Below are 17,503 nucleotides of genomic sequence, written 5' to 3'. Positions count from 1 at the left end.
GATATATGAGCCCTGTCGAGTTCGAGGAGAAAGCTATGTTAGCTTAACCTGGTGTCCGAAAAACCGGCAGCAGGCCAAGGTTCGCTCTCTTTGGCGGCGTTGAATTCTCCAACTGCATCTGCAGGCTGGTGATTGACCTCTGCGGAAGGCTTGGGATTGTTGGCCAAAATGCGACGCACCAAACCGACAATTTCGGCTTTCGGTTCGGCATTGAATTCGCGTTGCATCATGGCTTTGAGCAACTCGAATGTGCGGCTCACGGCTTCGAGGTTGTTATTACGTCCGTAGGCCTCGATCAGAACCCGAAACGTCTCTTCGCGCTCCGGTTCCAGCATCAGCATGCGTTCGCCGATTTCTTCGATTTCGTTCTTCTGCGCCCGAGCAAAGCGCGTCATTTCCATGAGAACATCGTCACCCAGGGACAAGACCCTCTGACGGAAACGCTCGCGCTCGCCGCGGAACCATTGCGACAGTTCATTGCCACCGGTATCGAGCGTGGCGAGGAGATCCCCCTTCACGAGATGGATTGCGGCGACGCGCTCTGCCAACACCTTTGAGTTGCGCCACCTCGCGATCTCCGCCAGGTCGCTGCGATCAGCAGCCGGTCCGACTACGAGATTGGCGCCTTGTGCTTGGAAAATGGGCTCGTCCTGAGGCCAGGAACGATTGATCCGTGCCAGTAACTGCCGAAGGTTGGTGGATGCCTTTCCCTCGGGCGCATCCTCCCATAGGAGGGTTGCAATGGCCTGTCGGCTCATGCGCTTTCCGCTGGAAAGCAGCAACATCGCAATGAGAATGTATCCCTTGGCGGGAAACACGCCTTCCATTGGCTTGGCCATATGCGGCACGCCCGACAAATGCAGAACTATGTCGCTTTCGGGCTTCATCCGATCCTCCTTGCGCTAGGAGGCTGGACTCGCGTCCCATCGATGCCGTTGTTTCCCGCCCAAAATGGAGTGCCACCCATAATAAAACTCGCGCGCATGAATGAGAACGCTCGCGCCAAATCCAGTATTTGACTTCCACATCCCTAACTGTTCGCCACGCGCCGCGAAGTCAACAAGTCAAAGCCAATTCCGAAACGGGTTTCACGCTCGTGTCACGGATGAGTAGTGTCGCCTAGGGTGAAGATTGAACTTCCATAACACAGGCAATCCTCACTAGCCGGTTTCAGTGTAGCTCCTGTGGCGTTTGGTTGCTTCGTCCTTCGTGCAGGACAGTGGCAAGAGGGAGAACCGGGATGCGGTTGAGAACACTCTCTTGATCTTTCGGCAGTGCGTGGGGAGGAAGAGCGCTGCTCTCCCTCCCCAGCAAGCATGAACTGGGGTCTCCCCGAAATTCTCTTCGCTGCGCTCAGACAATCTCGCCGCCGATAGGGGCGGCGCCCTGCGGGCGGGTGATACCCCTCCCCAGTTCAAGCTTGCCCCCCACCCACACGCTGTTCCGCACGAGCTCGGGAAGCAGGCGGGCACCTGCTTCGCCGATCCAGGGAAGGGCAGCAAGATGGGCAAGTTGAGCAAGGTGGAGATGACGGCATACGCTGAGGCGGAAGCCTTGTTGCGACAGGATGTGCTGAGCGAGGACGAGACTTTGTCCTGGAGAATTGGCATCCGGGTGCGGAGAACAATGTCGCGGCCGCTGGCGCGTTCTTCACGCCGATGGATCTGGCGGCTGATTTTGCCCTTGAGCCAGGGCAGGGCCGGGTGATCGATCTATGCGCCGGGATCGGCGGCCTTTCCTATTGGGTTCAGCAGCGTGCCAAATGGCGGGGCGGGGTGGAACTGACCTGCGTCGAGATCAATCCGCGTTTCGTTGAGATCGGCCGCAAACTCTTGCCGGAAGCACGCTGGATCTGCGCCGATGTGCTCGACTGGTGGCAATGGTGGAAGGACGAGCTTGAGGGAGCCATGTTCGACTGGGCGATTGCCAATCCGCCCTTCGGCAAGGTGGCGACATCGGGCGGTCGCCGTGGCTTTAAATCCTTCGAGTTCGCGGTGATCGAGATTGCCTCTCAGATTGCGGACAACGGCGTATTCCTCCTGCCGCAAAACTCGACATCGTTCCGCTATTCCGGGCGTCCCTGCTTCGAGCGGCTGACCTCAGGGGCAGGCGTCGAGTTTGAGCAGCGAACGGGCCTGTTCATGGACTGCGGTATTGGCATCGACACCAGCATCTATCGCGATCAATGGCGCGGCGTCGCGCCCTTGTGCGAGATCGTCACCGTGGAATTCGCCGAGTGGCGGGAACGCCGCCGGGTGCGGGCTTTGGCTGATGGAAGCGGGCAGCTTGTCTTGCTTTAAGGAAAAAGCTCGGTGTTCAGAGACAGCCGAATGTAAATCGAATGTTCTCTGATCACTGACGTTTGTCCTGATTTGCACCGAGAGAGCCGCGATCGAGGCAAAACCTGAAAAGCAGGAAATAGTGCTGCCGAGAACTACGATCATTTTTGAAGATGATCTTTACACCAGCCTGCAATTGCCTGAGAATCCGAGTCAGCGTAGCGATCGGGTCCACAAAGCTGCGCATATAAAAAAATGTCACTCACTTCGACATCAACGCAAAAAAGAAAGTGACTGAACATGCTCGAAGAAGACACAAGTCTGGTCGACCTGACGGTTGACATCGTCTCGGCCTATGTTGCCAACAACCAGGTCGCCACCGCTTCCCTTGCGGATCTGATCCGCGCCGTGCATGGAAGCCTGACCAACCTGAACAATCCCAGGCCGGTCGAGGCGGATATTCCCCTCAAACCCGCCGTTCCGATCAAGAAATCCATCACCCCAGATTATCTGATCAGTCTGGAAGACGGGCGCAAACTCAAATCGCTGACCCGGTATCTTCGAACGGCTCATGGCCTGACGCCAGAGCAGTATCGGGAGAAGTGGGGGCTGCCTTCGGACTATCCCATGGTCGCGCCGAACTATTCGGCCACCCGATCGCGTTTGGCCAAGGAACTCGGGCTCGGCCAACAAGGCCGGAAGGCCAACAGTGCACCGCCGCCGCCCCCTCCCGCGCCAAGCAAGGGCAGAAGGAAGAAGGCAGCGTAGCGGTTTCGACGCCAGACATGTCGATTTGCGAAGGGCTGGATGATCGAGATCAAGGTTCTCCAGCCTCGTTTCCGGCAGGTCTGGCGTATGAGGCAAAACCGTAATGCGCAAGTCATTGCACGCCATGGCCCTGCGCCATGAACTTCGTGCTTTCCTTCCTCCATCGGAGGCATCTGATGGCAGGTCGATCCATTCTCGGGAGCGACCTGATGGCAGAAGAAACCAAGACAGGGCCGATACCTTCGGCCCCGTCCAACGACAATTCCGATCCCGCCGGCTCCAGCCATGCCGGCGAGGACAGCGGTCCCGCCAAGCTGGATCGCATCGTGCTCGATATCGCCCGTTCGATCGGCCGGCAGCTGGCCCGGGAAGCGTTCGAGAAGCACCGGGCGGCCAACGACAATCGGCCCGGTCGCCGAGAGGAAAAGGGCAGGGGGAAGAAGGATGATCCCCCACTAGGAAAGAGAGAGGTTGATCCACCATGACCCGTGTCGCGCTCTATGCCCGCTATTCCTCCGACAGCCAGCGGGACGCCTCCATCGAGGATCAGTTCCGCCTGTGCCGTGAGCAGGCGACGCGCGAAGGCTGGAACGTGACCGGGACCTATCAGGATGCGGCTATCTCAGGTTCCAGCACCATCTTGCGGCATGGCATCCAGCAATTGGTGCGTGACGCCCAGCGCGGCCAGTTCGAGATCGTGCTCGCCGAGGCGCTCGACCGCATCAGCCGCGACCAGGCCGATGTCGCCACCTTGTTCAAGCATCTCAAATTCGCTGGCGTCACCATCGTCACCTTGGCCGAGGGTGAGATCAGCGAGCTCCATGTCGGCCTCAAGGGCACCATGAATGCCCTGTTCCTGAAAGACCTGGCCCTCAAAACCCATCGTGGTCTGCGGGGCAGGGTGGAGAAGGGCAAGGCCGGGGGAGGCCTGTGTTACGGCTATCGGGTGATGAAGAAGCTCGATGCCGAGGGCGAGCCCATCAGGGGCGATCGCGAGATCGTGCCGGAGGAAGCCAAAATCATCCGTCGCATTTTCCAGGAATTCGCCACCGGCAAGGGCCCGAAGGCGATTGCCGTCGATCTCAACAAGGAAGGCATTCCAGGCCCGCTCGGCCGCCATTGGGGCGATACCAGTGTGCGGGGCCATGTGATCCGGGGCACCGGCATCATCAACAATGAGCTCTATACCGGTGTGCTGGTCTGGAACCGCCTGCGCTTCATCAAGGATCCGACTAGCGGCAAGCGCGTGTCGCGGATTAATCCGCCCGCCAAATGGATCCGCACCGAGGTGCCGCATCTGAGGATCGTCGATGACGAGCTCTGGCAGGCCGTGAAGGACAGGCAGAAGGTCATCGCCAGCAAGTTCGAGGCGGTGACCATCGGTATCCGCGATGCCAGGGCAAGAAGGTTGCACACTATGAAGCGACCCGTCTCCCTTCTTTCCGGCCTGCTCACCTGCGGCTGCTGCGGCGGACGCTATGGCCTGTTCACGAAAGAGCGTTTTGGCTGCCTCAACCACCAGCGCCGGGGTATCTGCGACAATAGTCGCACGATCACCCGCGAGAAGATCGAGGAACGTGTTCTCTCAGGTTTGAAGGAAAGGCTGGTCTCGGCCGATGCCGTGGCCGAGGCGGTCAAGGCCTATACTCATGAGACCAACCGGCTCAACCAGGAACGTCGCGCCCAGAGCGAGCAGGATCGCAAGGCTCTCGACAAGATCGAACGTGCCATCGCCGGCATCATGGCGGCGATCGAGGATGGACTCTATCAGCCTTCCATGAAGGCAAGGATGGAAGACCTGGAACGCCAGAAGGCCGACATCACCCAGCGTCTGGCGCAGGCACCGGCCGACGTGCCCGACCTGCATCCCAACATCGCCAATCTCTATCGCAAGCGCGTTGAGCACTTCACGCAAGCGCTCGCCGATGACGAGGGCGGAAGACAGGCCGCCGAGGCTCTGCGCTCTTTGATCGGTCAGATCGTGCTCACGCCCGGTGAGAAGCGCGGCGAGATCCATGCCGAGTTACGCGGCGAGCTGTTTGGCATTCTCGAATTCGTCAATCCTGAACGAAATCAAAGGGTTGGCGATATTATGATGAAAGCCGTTGCGGGCCCCCGCAACCAACGTTCTCGAATAAGCCCTGTCGCTAACCGCGCAGGGCTTTTTTGCGTTTCTGACCACGGCGGCGGAAACTGGACCCTCTGCGAGGCCCCGTCCGCTGTCATCCTCTCGGATGCCACCGGCGAGGCGATGCGGGTTGGCGACACCCACTCACCCCGGTTTGAAAGCCGACGGTGCTTGATGCCGTCTATTCCCCGTTGCGCAGATTTTCGATCCGGATCGGCGACAATCTCACATCTGACATCACTACGCGCGTGCCCTCTCCGGTCGGGGATTGCGCCCCGAGACCGATGCGGACCGGCCTTTGCCGGATGCCTGGTAGGGTGAAGACGCGCAGGAAGTGCCAATACCGTCCGTTTTCGGAGAAGTGGGCAGCGACGATTTTCCCGTCGCAATAAAGGCGAAGCCAGACATGGTCCCCATGATAGCTCGGGCCATCGGCGTCATCCGACGTTCCTCGGGTCACGACGCTGACGATCGTCGGCTTGCGGTTGGCGGAATATTCAAAGGCAACCTTCGCCCAGTTTTCCTCGTCGCATTGGATGAAGAGTGCACCAGCGTCATAGGGCGAGGCAAAGTCGACGGAAATTCTGGCAGAAAGAGAGAAGGCCTCGTGGGCGACCTCTTGTGTCAAGCGGATGACATTCGACAGGCGCGAGCCGTCCGACGGGTTGAAGAACCAATCCGTTTTGCCATCGGCAATAAGCTCGACAGTATCGTGACTGATCTCGGTGCGGCCATGCTGGCTGCCTTCCAGAAGCAGTGTCTCGAGCTTCATGTGTTTGTTCCTTCATTCTTCATCTGAGAACTGTCTGGTTGATCCAGAATCAGCCGCTCCATCAGGATTTTCAGGTCCCGAGCGACGGCATAGCTGTTGTCCTGATGCTGGCGCCTGCAGAAGAGCTCGCAGCTCCACCAGCCCGTATATCCGGTGGCCTTAACTGCATCGACCCAGCTTTTTAGATCGAGAGTGCCGCTTCCTGTGGGGACATCGCGCAAAGCGGCTTCATTCGGGATGCCGCCCAGATAGGGCAGGGAATCGCATAGATGCACGCCGTAGATGAGATTCTTGTCCAGCCGGGCGATCCGATCAGGGGTGTCGCCTGCGGTATAGGCATGCCAGAAATCGACGACCAGGCGAACGTTGTCACGCCCGCATCTGTCGATGACGCGCAACTGCGCGTCCATGCTGTTCAGCGGGGTCCAGGATAGAGCCTCGAGATAGACGATGAGCCCATGGTCTGCGGCAATATCGGCGACAGCACCGAGGTTCGCGGCGGTCAGGGTCGTCTGTTCCTCTTCGGGCAAGTCGATGAGACCCCGGTAGAGCTGCGGATAGCACCTGGCCGCTCCAGGCTCGAAAGCGCGTAGATCCAGAGGACCGGTAATCGCCTCGATCCCTCTCGCTCCCGCAGAGACCGCCAATTGACAGAGTTCTTCTGCCTCGCGCAGCATGTCGCCCCGACGCTTGCCCTGTCGTTCCAGATCGATCAGGAAGCCGATGCCGGGCACGCAGAGATCCGCGAGACGGTCGCGCAGATCGGTTTTGCTGAAGCCGGCGTCGAGAAAGGCGGCAATCTTGGCTCCGGAGCTTTCGAGGCCATCGAAGCCGAGGCTGCGTGCGATATCGATGTCGATGGCCAGCGTATTCCACCGCGAAGCCATCGAATGAAAGATCAACTGATTGGGTTTGGTTTCCATGTCTTGGAGGTCTCGGCTGTTGCAGGTGTGGGGGGGACGCCTTCACATGGTGATGGTGCGGCGTTTTCTGTCCGACGCCGCAAGCGCTTCGACCGTTCGCAGGGCCATGATGCAATCCTCGCCGCGGCATAACCACGGCGTGGGCTTGTGGATCGATGCGACAAAGCCTTCGACGGTGGTGCAATGGGCGTCCCGGTCTCTAACGGGGATCAGCTCGTTGCGTGCACCAAGGCGCCGCACCAGCGTGCCCGATGCTTTGCCGTTAAGGGTGCCGTGGGCGATCAACGCGCCCTGATCGCCGGCGAGCATGACCATGCTATCGAACTCGGCCGTGGTGACGCTCTCATAAGCCTGGAAAACGACATCACCGGCTAGGCGCATCGCATAGGCCATCTGCTGCCGGCGGCCGTCGCCGGGCGTTGTCGGCAGGGCAGAAACCTCGATTGGGTCCCGGCCCGTCAGGAAGCGGGCGAGATCGACGTCCTGCACGGACATGTCGAGAAGCAGGTCGGCGGGTTCTTCCAATGCCTCGCTTCTGCGGTTCGGCGACTGAGACGGTGCGCCGCGCATGATCAGGAGCGAGCGCAAGGCACCGATCTCGCCCTCGATCACCAGTCTGCCCATGGTTTGATGGATGTTGGAGGCACGTAGCGGTTGGTTCATGGCGAGGGCCACGCCCGAATGCGCGCAGCGCTCGACGAGAGCCCGCACAACGCGGCTCGTATCGGCAAGCGGGCCGTCGCACAGAACGTGCTTACCGGCTGCCGCTGCGGCCGAAACATAGTGTCCTCGTCGGCTACGGGCCGCACTGACATAGACGAAGCTCACTGCCGGATCGCTCAGCGCCTGCTGCGCCTCGGTCGACGTTCTCGGAATGCCCAGGTCTTCCGAGAAGGACTTGGCATAATCGTTGTTCCGGCTGACGACCCACAATGGTTCATGGCCAACCGAGCGGATTGCCGAAACCATATGTTCGGTGGCGATCGTGCCGGTTCCCATCACAGACCAGCCCGCTATTTGCATTGAATTCACAGCCAGAACCTCTTTCAGCCCGCGGTCAGGAGAGAGTGGCGGGGTTCAGGCCGGACCACAATTTCGCAGGCCGTTGAAGTCATTCTCACTATGACGTAGAATCTGCGTCAGGTCGCGTCAGATTGGGAGAGCAAGTGGTGGAACATCTGGGCAGGGATGGCGGCGCTCTTGCAGCCAATCTGAGGACATTGTGCGACCGGCACGGGTCCGTGGCAGCCGTCTGCCGCAAGATCAATGTTAACCGGCAGCAATTCAATAAATATCTGTCGGGTGCGCATGTTCCTTCCGCCACCAATTTGCGCATCATCGCCAATTATTTCGGCCTGAGCGTAGCGATACTTTTCACGGATCCGGATGAATTCCGCACGCTTGTCGATGGAAACTTTTTCCATGCCATGGCCACGGCTCGCCAGCTGCCGGAGTTCTCCCGCTTCGTCTCCAGCATGATCGTCGAAAACAATGCCGATCATAACGATATTGTCGGTGTTTATGATCGCTATCAGTTTTCTTCGATCTATAAGGGCTTCGTCCTTAAATCCGCCTTCTGTATCTATAGAAACAAGGAATTTCTTCAACATTATTATGTGGAGAGGTTTCCGAGCTTCGACGATCCGTCCAAGATCGAATATGTCTTCAAATATTACGGTTTCTGCTTCCCAGTTGCCGACCGTCTGTTCACCGCCGATTTCGAAGGCATTCAGTCCAATGAAATGACGTTCGGCGTCTACGCCCAGGTGAAACGCAACTCGAAGAAGTTCATGTTCGGCATTGCGAGCGGCGTTGCGGCGAATGTCTTTCGCCAGCCTTATTCGACCAAGGTTGCGCTGCATTATCGCGGGCCCGGCCTGCTGCGCCGCGAGCATCTGAAGGCCCTTACCGTCATGGATCGCAATGATCCGGCGATTCCGCGTGAGGCGCTTCAATATCTCGGCGATGGATCGGACATGATCCAGATGAGTTGAAGTTGCCTATCGCCGTTCGACGCTCAGGGGTGGAGTTCGATGGCGAGCCAGATGCTGTCTGTCTCGGCGTAATAGCGATGCCACGGATAGGTCCATTGATTAGGGCCGGTGACGCGGCAGAACGGATCGTGCGAATAGCCGATCGGCATCACGACGTCCTCGTAGATCGTCGACGGATCACGCTCCTTGAATTTCTGCATACGGCCGATGCCGTGGATCTGCGTGTGGGTCTCGAGAAAGGGATGCTCGTTGTGGATGAAGCAGTCCGTATCGCCCGGTGACCACCACAGGTTCAGCTTCAAGGTGAAATCCTGTGCGACCTGTGCGGCCGCTAACTCGTTGGTGAAGACGCGGGGATCGACGGTTACGCGGCCGACCTCATCCTGTGCCGAGATGAAGAGCGGCGTGTCGCGCGGAAAACTGCGAATGCGGTTGCCGAGCCAGTCCCAGCCACGGAACATGCAGCCGCCCAGATTTGTCGGCCTGACCACCTTGATGAGAACAGCGCGGTTGGCCGACCGGATGCAGCCGCCCTTGAGCCAGGTCGACTTCCAGGCCGGCACGATGGCAGGGTGATCGTCCCCTGTCACCATGGCAGAAGGGCTGATATTGACGACGACGGCGTCCGAGACTTCGTAGTCGGCCACATTCTCCACCAGCTTGGCGATGATGAAATCATCGGCAAAGGCCAGGTCTCTCGTCTGGTTCTGCATGGCGCAGTCTCTCCTCGTCCATGACGTCTTGCCTTGCAGAAAGCCACACCGCGCGCGTGCACAAAATTGCGCGCATCGATTTTATTCGACGCATTATGAAGCAAACAGAGGTGCTTGTTGCGAAGGGAGAGGGCACGATCGAGGTACTTTTCGGCGGGGGCCGCCGCCATTGCTGGCGGGCAAGACAGGTGCCCGTCCTGGCAATGACGAGAGGGACCCCAGCCGCCATCACCATAAGCGAGCGACGCAAAGCGAACCCAGCTACGCGTCATCCTGCGTCAGTGAATCGTTGCCTGCGAACTTGTAAGCATTGCTGCTCCGCCAAAGAATAAGCCATCGTTGGAGGGCAGGGTGTTTGCAGACAACCCTCCAGCTCGAAATCACAACGAGCAGTGAGGGATGGTCCAATGAAGTTGACGGGCGGGCAGGTTGTTGCCAGGGCGCTGAAGGAGTATGGCGTAAGCTATGTGGCCGGTGTGCCCGGCCATGGTATCTGGTCCTTGTTCGACGCCTTTCTGGAGGAAGGTTCGCAGCTTCCCTTCATCCAGGTCATGCATGAGCAGAGTGCCGTCCACATGGCCGACGGTTATTTCCGGGCCAGCGGTCGCCCGATGGCATGCTCGACCTCGGTCGGCCCAGGTGCCGCCAACACCATCATCGGCCTGGCGACGGCCTATTGCGACTCCACCTCGCTGTTCTATGTCTCGGGTTCGCCGCAGACCTATATGCATGGTCATGGCACCATGCAGGAATTGGAGCGCCAGCAGGACAACGCCTTTGCCCGCATCACCGAGCAGGTCACCAAGCGCGCCTGGCAGGCCCATTCCGTTCAGGTGCTGCCGAGCATCATGCACCGCGCCTTCAATGCCATGCTGACCGGCCGGCCCGGTCCTGTCCATGTCGAAGTGCCGATGGACGTGCAGGTCGAAGCGGCCGAGGTGACCATCCATCCCTTGGACAAGCGCCTGCCGATCGGCATCGCCTATCCCGACCCCAAAGCGATCGAGGCTGCCGTCAAGCTGCTATTGACGGCCGAGCGGCCGGTGATCGTCGCCGGTGGCGGCGCCATTACCGCCAATGCGTCGGCTGAATTGACGCGCTTGGCCGAAAAGCTTGGCGCGGCCGTTTCCATCACCTGGAACGGCAAGGGCGCCATTTCGGAAGACCACGCTCTGTTCATCGGCGCCGTTGGCCAGACCGGCACGACCTGCGGCAACGCGATCACGGCCTCCGCCGACGTCGTCGTCTCCGTCGGCTGCCGCTTCACCGACTGGTCGGCCTCCTCCTATGCCAAGGGCGTGTCTTTTTCGATCCCGTCGGCAAAGCTGATCCATATCGATCTCGATCCGCGCGAGATCGGCAAGAATTACGAGACAGAAGTCGGGATCGTCGCCGATGCCAGGGTCACGCTCGAGGCGCTCCTGTCGCTGATCTCCGAGGCCGAGTCGTCCAGGATGCTGGCGCGCCGCGAAACATTCCTGGCCGATGTGCAGAAGGCCAAGGCCGACTGGGAGGCGCAGGTTGCTCCGCGCATCAACAGCCGCGAAACCCCCTTTACCTCCCAGCGTCCGCTGGCCGCCTTGCGCAAGGTTCTCGATCGCAACGGCGTCGTCGTGGTCGGTTCGGGTAATACGCAGGGCTCGGTCAAGCAGAGCTTCCCGGTCTATGAACCGCGCACGCATCTGACATCCGGATCGTATTCGCCGATGGGTTGGGCGGTACCGGCCGCACTCGGCGCCAAGCTCGCCTGTCCCGACCGCCAGGTCGTGGCGATCGTCGGCGATGGCGATTTCATGATGTCCCTGCCGGAAATGGGGACGGCGGTGATGAACGGTATCAACACTGTCTTCCTCGTGCTCAACAACAGTGGCTACATGTCGATCCGCGGCGGACAACGGAAATTCATGGGCCGCCATGTCGCCTCTGAATTCAATCACCATTCCGGCAATGGCGAGCCTTATTCCGCGGATATCGCCGCCTCGGCCCGCGCTTTCGGCCTGCAGGCCTGGAAGGTCGAGAAGGACGAAGATCTGGAAAGCAGCCTGAAGGCGGCGCTGGAATGCGGCGGACCGGCCCTGGTCGAGGTCATCGTGTCGCGCGATGCGGCGGGGCCCTTTGCCACGGGCTGGTGGGATTTTCCCTCGCCGGCCTATTACGAGAAAGAACAGGCCGCCTATGCCGAGATGCGTGCCCGTGAACAGCATCTCTAGATGACCCGGGGGGCGTAGCACCCCCGATTCCATCCTCTCTCATCCCTTTGCAGTGCGGAACGCCTCGTTTCCGCAAACCAAGGTTCATTGCCATGATACGGCACATCAAAACGGCGCAAGCCACCGTCGCCGGAGAGACCGACGGCGGCATCACAGAGGCCGTGCAGGCACTGCTTGCCCAGGTGGAAGCCGGCGGCGACGCGGCCGTCCGCGACCTTTCCATCCGGTTCGACAAGTTCGACCGAGTCTCCTACCGCCTTACCAAGACGGAAATCGACAGCTGCATCAATGCGCTGAGCCGGCGCGAACGCGAGGATCTCGATTTCGCGCAGGACCAGATCCGCACCTTTGCGCAGGCCCAGAAAGATGCCCTGAAGGACCTGGAAGTCGAGACGCTTCCGGGGGTTGTTCTCGGTCATCGCAACATACCGATCGAGAATGTCGGCTGTTATGTCCCGGGCGGCAAATATCCGCTGCTGGCCTCGGCGCATATGACGGTGCTGACTGCACGGGTTGCCGGCTGCGAACGGATCGTCACGTGTGCCCCTCCGTTCCAGGGCAAGATCTCCGCCAAGATCGTGGCAGCGCAGGCGCTGGCCGGCGCGGACGAAATCTACTGCCTCGGCGGCGTTCAGGCCATTGCGGCGATGGCCTATGGTACGGAGACGATCGACCGGGTCGATATGCTGGCCGGGCCCGGCAATGCCTATGTCGCCGAGGCAAAACGCCTGTTGTTCGGCAAGGTCGGGATCGACCTCTTCGCCGGTCCCACCGAGACCCTGGTCATCGCCGATGACAGTGTCGACGGCGAACTGGTGGCGACCGATCTCCTGGGCCAGGCCGAGCACGGCGTCAATTCGCCGGCTGTTCTGATCACCAATTCCGAAAATCTGGCGCGGGATACGCTGGCCGAGATCGAGCGCCTGCTGAAGATCCTGCCGACGGCGGCAATTGCCGCAAAGGCTTGGGAAGATTTCGGCGAGATCATCCTGTGCGACACGCTCGAGGAGATGGTCGCGCAGGCCGATTTCGTGGCGTCCGAACATGTCCAGGTCATGACCCGCGACTCCGAATACTTCCTGAACAATATGAAGAATTATGGTGCGCTGTTCCTCGGTGCCCGGACCAACGTTGCCTTCGGCGACAAGGTCATCGGCACCAATCACACGCTGCCGACCAACAAGGCCGCTCGCTATACAGGGGGCCTATGGGTTGGCAAGTTCCTGAAGACTTGCACCTATCAACGCATCGAAACCGATGAGGCGTCCGCTCTGATCGGCGCCTATGGCTCACGGCTGTGCCTGATGGAAGGTTTTGCCGGCCATGCCGAGCAGGCCAACATCCGTGTCCGCCGCTATGGCGGGCGCAACGTGCCTTACGCGGCCGCGGTCGAGCCGGCCGACATCTAGCCGAAGGCGGATCCGACAGACGCAGAAGCCAGCGGATCTGCCGACTTGTCTCGACTTTAAAAATGAAAAAAGGGGAACTGACATGAAATGGACCACGCTTCTCGCTGCTTCGATTTTGCTCATACCGGCCGCCGCCATGGCGCAGAGTAAGGGCACCGTCGAGGGCATTCATCATTGGGTGTCCGAGAGCGAGGTGAAGGCCCTCAAGGTCATCACCGACAAGCTCGCCTCCAAGGGATATCAGTGGCAGGACAGTGCTGTGGGAGGTCTGTCCGGGGCCAATGCCCTGCAGGCGCTTCGTACGCGCCTGGCCGCAGGCAATCCGCCGGCGACCATGCAGTTTCTCGGATATGAGGGGCTCGATTGGGCCAAGGAGGGCGTGCTCCGCTCGCTTAACGACCTCTATACCAAGAATGGCTGGGACAAGGCGCTCGCCCCTCAATTGCTGGCCTTCGTGAAGAGCGGAGACGACTATATTTCGCTGCCGATCAATATGCATCGCCAGAACTGGGTCTGGGCGAACAAGGCTGTCTTCGACAAGGCCGGCATCTCCGAACCCAAGAGCTGGGACGAACTGATCGGTTCCGGGGACAAGCTCAAGAAAGCGGGCGTGATACCGCTCGCCATCGGCGATGAGCCTTGGCAGATTCTCGAGGTGTTCGAAGCCATTCTCGTCGATGTCAACGGCCCCGATTTCTATAAGAAGGCCGTTATCGATCTCGATGAGGGAGCTCTTTCCAGCGACAAGATGGTCGACGCCTTCGATAAACTGCGCAAGGTTCGTGGGCTCGTCGATGACGGCTTTACCGGTCGGGACTGGGCCGTCGCTACCGGTATGGTCGCCAGCGGCAAGGCCGCGATGCAGGTCATGGGCGATTGGGCCAAGGGCGAGTTTCTGGCCAAGGGTATGAAGCCCGGCGTCGATTTCCTTTGCTTTCCGACACCGACCGCCACCCCAAACTACAAGTTCGTCATCGACGCGTTCGGTCTCTTCAAGATAAACGACGCCAAGACAACCGAAGGGCAGGACGCTTGGGCAGAGTCCATCATGGATCCCGAAGTTCAAAAGAACTTTAACAAAATCAAAGGTTCCATCCCGGCACGGTCTGATGTGTCGGTTGATGACTTCGATGCTTGCGCCCAGCGCAGCTTCGCCGATCGCAAAGCCTCCGTCGAGAACGGCACCATGCTCGGCGGTCTAACCGAAGGATTTGCCGCACAGCCTCAGTTCACTGGTGTTTTCAGTGACGTCGTCAGCAAGTTTTTCGTCTCCGACATGTCATCGAAAGATGCCGTCCAGGCGCTCGTGTCCGGGATCAACAACGCGCGCTAACGCCAATCAATCCGCCGACAGCGGGCCTGTTGGCGGTTGTCAAATTGGCGTATTCGCGGGAACAGCGGGAGCGCGGACTTATGCGCAGCACGATTTCGTTGAAAGACCGATTTACTTTATGGCTCCCTAGGTTGGTACTTTCTCCCAGCCTGGTCGTCGTTTTCGTCGGGGTTTATCTCTTTATTGTGTGGACGGGCTGGATCTCTCTCTCCTCGTCCCAGATGGTCCCCCGATATGACTTTGTCGGCCTTGAGCAATATCTGCGCCTTTGGTCTACCCCGCGTTGGGAAACCGCGGTCGCCAATCTGTTCATCTTCACCATCTTGTTCCTGGCCATCACGATCGCTATCGGCCTGCTGATCGCCATCCTGCTCGATCAGAGTATCCGCGCCGAAGGGGTCTTGCGCGCCGTCTATCTCTATCCGATGGCACTGTCCTTCATCGTGACGGGGACGGCCTGGAAATGGATCCTCAATCCGGATCTGGGAATTCAGAAGGTCGTCAACGGGTTGGGTTGGACCAGCTTTGTCTTCGACTGGATCACGCGGCCCGAATACGCAATCTACTGCGTGGTTATCGCCGCTGTCTGGCAGTCGACCGGCTTTGCGATGGCGATCTTCCTCGCCGGCCTTCGCGGCATCGACAATTCGATCATCAAGGCCGCACAGATCGAAGGCGCAAGCCTGCCACGCACCTATGTGAGCATCATCATCCCGATGCTGCGGCCGGCCTTTCTGAGCGTGATCGTTCTGCTCAGCTACATCTCGATCAAGAGCTTCGACCTCGTGCTGGCTCTGACCAATGGCGGACCTGGAAGCGCGACGGAAATGCCGTCGACCTTCATGTTCTCGGCCACGTTTCGCCGCAACCAGATGGGCGTGGGCGCCGCCAGTGCCATGATGATGCTGATGACGGTCGCCGCCATCATCGTCCCTTACCTCTATTCGGAATTAAGGGAGAACCGCAATGAGCACTGAGGTTGCGGCAATGAGCACTGAAGCTGCATCGGCGCGCCGCTCGCACAGGCTTGGACGGCTGTTCATCTACGGATCCCTGCTGGCACTCGCGACCTTTTATCTGATGCCGCTGTGGGTCATGATCGTGACATCATTGAAGTCGCTGGACGAAATCTATGCCGGCTCCTTCATCGGTCCACCGCAGGTGCTGACCTTCGAGGCCTGGCAGAAGGCTTGGGGGCAGGCATGCATAGGCACAGCCTGCAACGGGCTACGCCCCTATTTCGTAAACTCACTGCTGATGGTGATCCCGGCGGTGGTCCTCTCGACGGGCATCGGGGCCATCAACGGCTATATCCTGACCAAATGGCGCTTCCGAGGATCGAATTTCGTCTTCGGCATGTTGCTGTTCGGCTGCTTCCTGCCGTTCCAGGCTGTCATCCTGCCCATGGCGCAGGTGCTCGGCAAATTGGGGTTGTCGGGCAGCATTCCAGGATTGGTTCTGGTCCATACCGTCTATGGCATCAGCTTCACGACCCTGTTCTTCCGGAATTATTTCATCACCATCCCGGATGAACTGACGCGAGCGGCGCAGATCGACGGCGCTGGCTTCTTCCGCATCTTCTTTTCAGTGATGCTGCCGACGGCGCTTCCCATCATGGTGGTGTCCTGTATCTGGCAGTTCACTCAGATCTGGAACGATTTCCTGTTCGGCGTGTCCTTCACCGCTGGGCAATCCTCCCCCATCACGGTGGCACTCAACAACATCGTCAACGTGACCATGGGGCGCAAGCAATACAATGTCGACATGGCCGCCGCCATGATCGCCGCCCTGCCAACCCTGATCGTCTATGTCGCCGCCGGACGCTTTTTCGTCCGCGGCTTGACCGCCGGCGCCGTGAAAGGCTGAGCCCATGTCCACGCTTGAAATCGACCGTGTCCGCAAGTCCTACAGCAACCTCGCCGTCCTGAAGGAGGTCTCGATCTCCATCGACACCGGAGACTTTCTCGTGCTGCTCGGTCCGTCCGGCTGCGGCAAGTCCACGCTCCTGAACATGATCGCGGGACTCGAAACCATCACGGGCGGCGAGATCCGGATCGCCGGGAAGGTCGTCAACGATCTCTCCCCCAAAGATCGCGACATCGCCATGGTGTTCCAGTCTTACGCGCTCTATCCGACGATGTCGGTGCGGCAGAACATCGAGTTCGGCATGAAGATCCGCGGCGTGGCGCCGGCCGAACGTGAGACCGCGGTCAAGGCTGCGGCCGATATGCTGCAGATCACCCATCTCCTCGAGCGCAAGCCCTCGCAGCTTTCCGGCGGCCAGCGCCAGCGCGTCGCCATGGGGCGCGCCATCGTGCGCCAGCCCAAGCTGTTCTTGTTTGACGAGCCGCTCTCCAATCTCGATGCCAAGCTGCGCGTCGACATGCGCACGGAGATCAAGCGCCTCCACGCGCGGCTCGGCACGACGATCGTCTATGTCACCCACGACCAGATCGAGGCCATGACCCTGGCGACCCGCGTGGCGGTCATGAAGGATGGCGTGGTGCAGCATCTCGACGAACCGCAGGCGGTCTATGACCGTCCGGCCAATGTCTATGTGGCGCGCTTCGTCGGGTCACCCGCCATGAACATCATTCCAGCCGTGCTCGAGATCCAGGGGGCGACTGCGAACGTCGTCTTCGAGATTGCCAACCGGCCGGCTGCCCGCATCTCGGGTATTGCCATCTCGGAAGAGGCGGCCCGGAAATATGGCGGCCGAAGAGTCCTTGTCGGCATCCGCCCGGAGAACTTTGCCGCCGCCGACGAGGCACGTGCGAACCTTGTGATCGATGTCGACGTCGTGGAACCAACCGGACCGGACACGCTGGTGGTGTTCCAGCTCGGCGGCGCCGAGGTCACCGCCCGCCTGCCACCGAAGCAGGCGTTCCCCGGACGCGAAGCCCATCTCAGCGTCGATACCTCACGCGTCGTCCTATTCGACGCCGATACCGAAACCCGCATCGACTGAGGCCGG

15 protein-coding genes and 1 pseudogene are annotated in these 17,503 nt (G+C 59.9%); 11 read left to right on the top strand and 5 right to left on the bottom strand.

The window, feature by feature from the left end:
• Nucleotides 1–38 precede the first annotated feature (38 nt).
• A complete protein-coding gene (locus ABXS05_RS29910; protein WP_367626402.1) occupies nt 39–887 on the bottom strand; it encodes an AfsR/SARP family transcriptional regulator in 849 nt (282 codons plus the stop codon).
• A gap of 771 nt (nt 888–1,658) precedes the next feature.
• On the opposite strand from ABXS05_RS29910, the gene ABXS05_RS29905 reads away from it, so the two are divergent.
• The 4 genes from ABXS05_RS29905 (at nt 1,659) to ABXS05_RS29890 (ending at nt 5,496) form a co-directional block, all read left to right on the top strand.
• The gene (locus ABXS05_RS29905; protein ID WP_367626401.1) at nt 1,659–2,300 is read left to right on the top strand and encodes a methyltransferase; all 642 of its coding nucleotides are present in this window, start codon (nt 1,659–1,661) and stop codon (nt 2,298–2,300) included.
• A gap of 279 nt (nt 2,301–2,579) precedes the next feature.
• Entirely contained in the window at nt 2,580–3,047 is a 468-nt protein-coding gene (locus ABXS05_RS29900; protein WP_367626400.1) for a Ros/MucR family transcriptional regulator, read from the top strand.
• A gap of 209 nt (nt 3,048–3,256) precedes the next feature.
• A complete protein-coding gene (locus tag ABXS05_RS29895) occupies nt 3,257–3,532 on the top strand; it encodes a hypothetical protein (RefSeq protein WP_367626399.1) in 276 nt (91 codons plus the stop codon).
• Nucleotides 3,529–5,496 (top strand): recombinase family protein, encoded by a 1,968-nt coding sequence (locus ABXS05_RS29890; RefSeq protein WP_367626398.1) that lies wholly within the window; start codon nt 3,529–3,531, stop codon nt 5,494–5,496. The genes ABXS05_RS29895 and ABXS05_RS29890 overlap by 4 nt, the downstream gene beginning before the upstream one ends.
• Here the strand turns inward: ABXS05_RS29890 and ABXS05_RS29885 are convergent.
• From ABXS05_RS29885 to ABXS05_RS29875, 3 genes and pseudogenes are all read right to left on the bottom strand, one after another.
• Nucleotides 5,450–5,947 (bottom strand): annotated as a pseudogene (locus ABXS05_RS29885) (DUF1349 domain-containing protein); the annotation flags it as partial. The gene ABXS05_RS29890 and the pseudogene ABXS05_RS29885 overlap by 47 nt on opposite strands.
• Nucleotides 5,944–6,870 (bottom strand): sugar phosphate isomerase/epimerase family protein, encoded by a 927-nt coding sequence (locus ABXS05_RS29880; RefSeq protein ID WP_367626397.1) that lies wholly within the window; start codon nt 6,868–6,870, stop codon nt 5,944–5,946. The gene ABXS05_RS29880 and the pseudogene ABXS05_RS29885, both read right to left, overlap by 4 nt.
• Nucleotides 6,871–6,912: 42 nt before the next feature.
• Nucleotides 6,913–7,869 (bottom strand): Gfo/Idh/MocA family protein, encoded by a 957-nt coding sequence (locus ABXS05_RS29875; protein ID WP_367626396.1) that lies wholly within the window; start codon nt 7,867–7,869, stop codon nt 6,913–6,915.
• A gap of 170 nt (nt 7,870–8,039) precedes the next feature.
• On the opposite strand from ABXS05_RS29875, the gene ABXS05_RS29870 reads away from it, so the two are divergent.
• Nucleotides 8,040–8,864 carry a helix-turn-helix domain-containing protein gene (locus ABXS05_RS29870; RefSeq protein ID WP_367626395.1) on the top strand — a complete coding sequence of 275 codons (825 nt, stop codon included), beginning with the start codon at nt 8,040–8,042 and terminating at the stop codon, nt 8,862–8,864.
• Between the two features lie 23 nt (nt 8,865–8,887).
• Here the strand turns inward: ABXS05_RS29870 and ABXS05_RS29865 are convergent, their stop codons facing one another.
• The gene (locus ABXS05_RS29865; RefSeq protein ID WP_367626394.1) at nt 8,888–9,577 is read right to left on the bottom strand and encodes a hypothetical protein; all 690 of its coding nucleotides are present in this window, start codon (nt 9,575–9,577) and stop codon (nt 8,888–8,890) included.
• 407 nt (nt 9,578–9,984) lie between these two features.
• Here ABXS05_RS29865 and ABXS05_RS29860 point away from each other — a divergent pair, with 407 nt between their 5' ends.
• The 6 genes from ABXS05_RS29860 (at nt 9,985) to ABXS05_RS29835 (ending at nt 17,497) form a co-directional block, all read left to right on the top strand.
• Entirely contained in the window at nt 9,985–11,787 is a 1,803-nt protein-coding gene (locus tag ABXS05_RS29860; protein WP_367626393.1) for a thiamine pyrophosphate-binding protein, read from the top strand.
• 92 nt (nt 11,788–11,879) lie between these two features.
• A complete protein-coding gene (gene hisD / locus ABXS05_RS29855; protein WP_367626392.1) occupies nt 11,880–13,196 on the top strand; it encodes a histidinol dehydrogenase in 1,317 nt (438 codons plus the stop codon).
• An 82-nt stretch (nt 13,197–13,278) separates the two neighbouring features.
• Nucleotides 13,279–14,529: an ABC transporter substrate-binding protein gene (locus tag ABXS05_RS29850; protein WP_367626391.1), complete on the top strand. Its 1,251-nt coding sequence runs from the start codon at nt 13,279–13,281 to the stop codon at nt 14,527–14,529.
• Between the two features lie 80 nt (nt 14,530–14,609).
• Nucleotides 14,610–15,506, top strand: coding sequence for a carbohydrate ABC transporter permease (locus tag ABXS05_RS29845; RefSeq protein WP_367626390.1), 897 nt, complete (start codon nt 14,610–14,612; stop codon nt 15,504–15,506).
• 10 nt (nt 15,507–15,516) lie between these two features.
• Nucleotides 15,517–16,395: a carbohydrate ABC transporter permease gene (locus ABXS05_RS29840; RefSeq protein ID WP_367626406.1), complete on the top strand. Its 879-nt coding sequence runs from the start codon at nt 15,517–15,519 to the stop codon at nt 16,393–16,395.
• A gap of 4 nt (nt 16,396–16,399) precedes the next feature.
• Nucleotides 16,400–17,497 (top strand): ABC transporter ATP-binding protein, encoded by a 1,098-nt coding sequence (locus tag ABXS05_RS29835; protein ID WP_149249142.1) that lies wholly within the window; start codon nt 16,400–16,402, stop codon nt 17,495–17,497.
• Nucleotides 17,498–17,503: the final 6 nt, after the last annotated feature.

Source organism: Labrys neptuniae, assembly GCF_040797145.1.
Classification (GTDB): Bacteria; Pseudomonadota; Alphaproteobacteria; order Rhizobiales; family Labraceae; genus Labrys; species Labrys neptuniae.
This window is presented reverse-complemented; position numbering and strand designations above follow the sequence as displayed.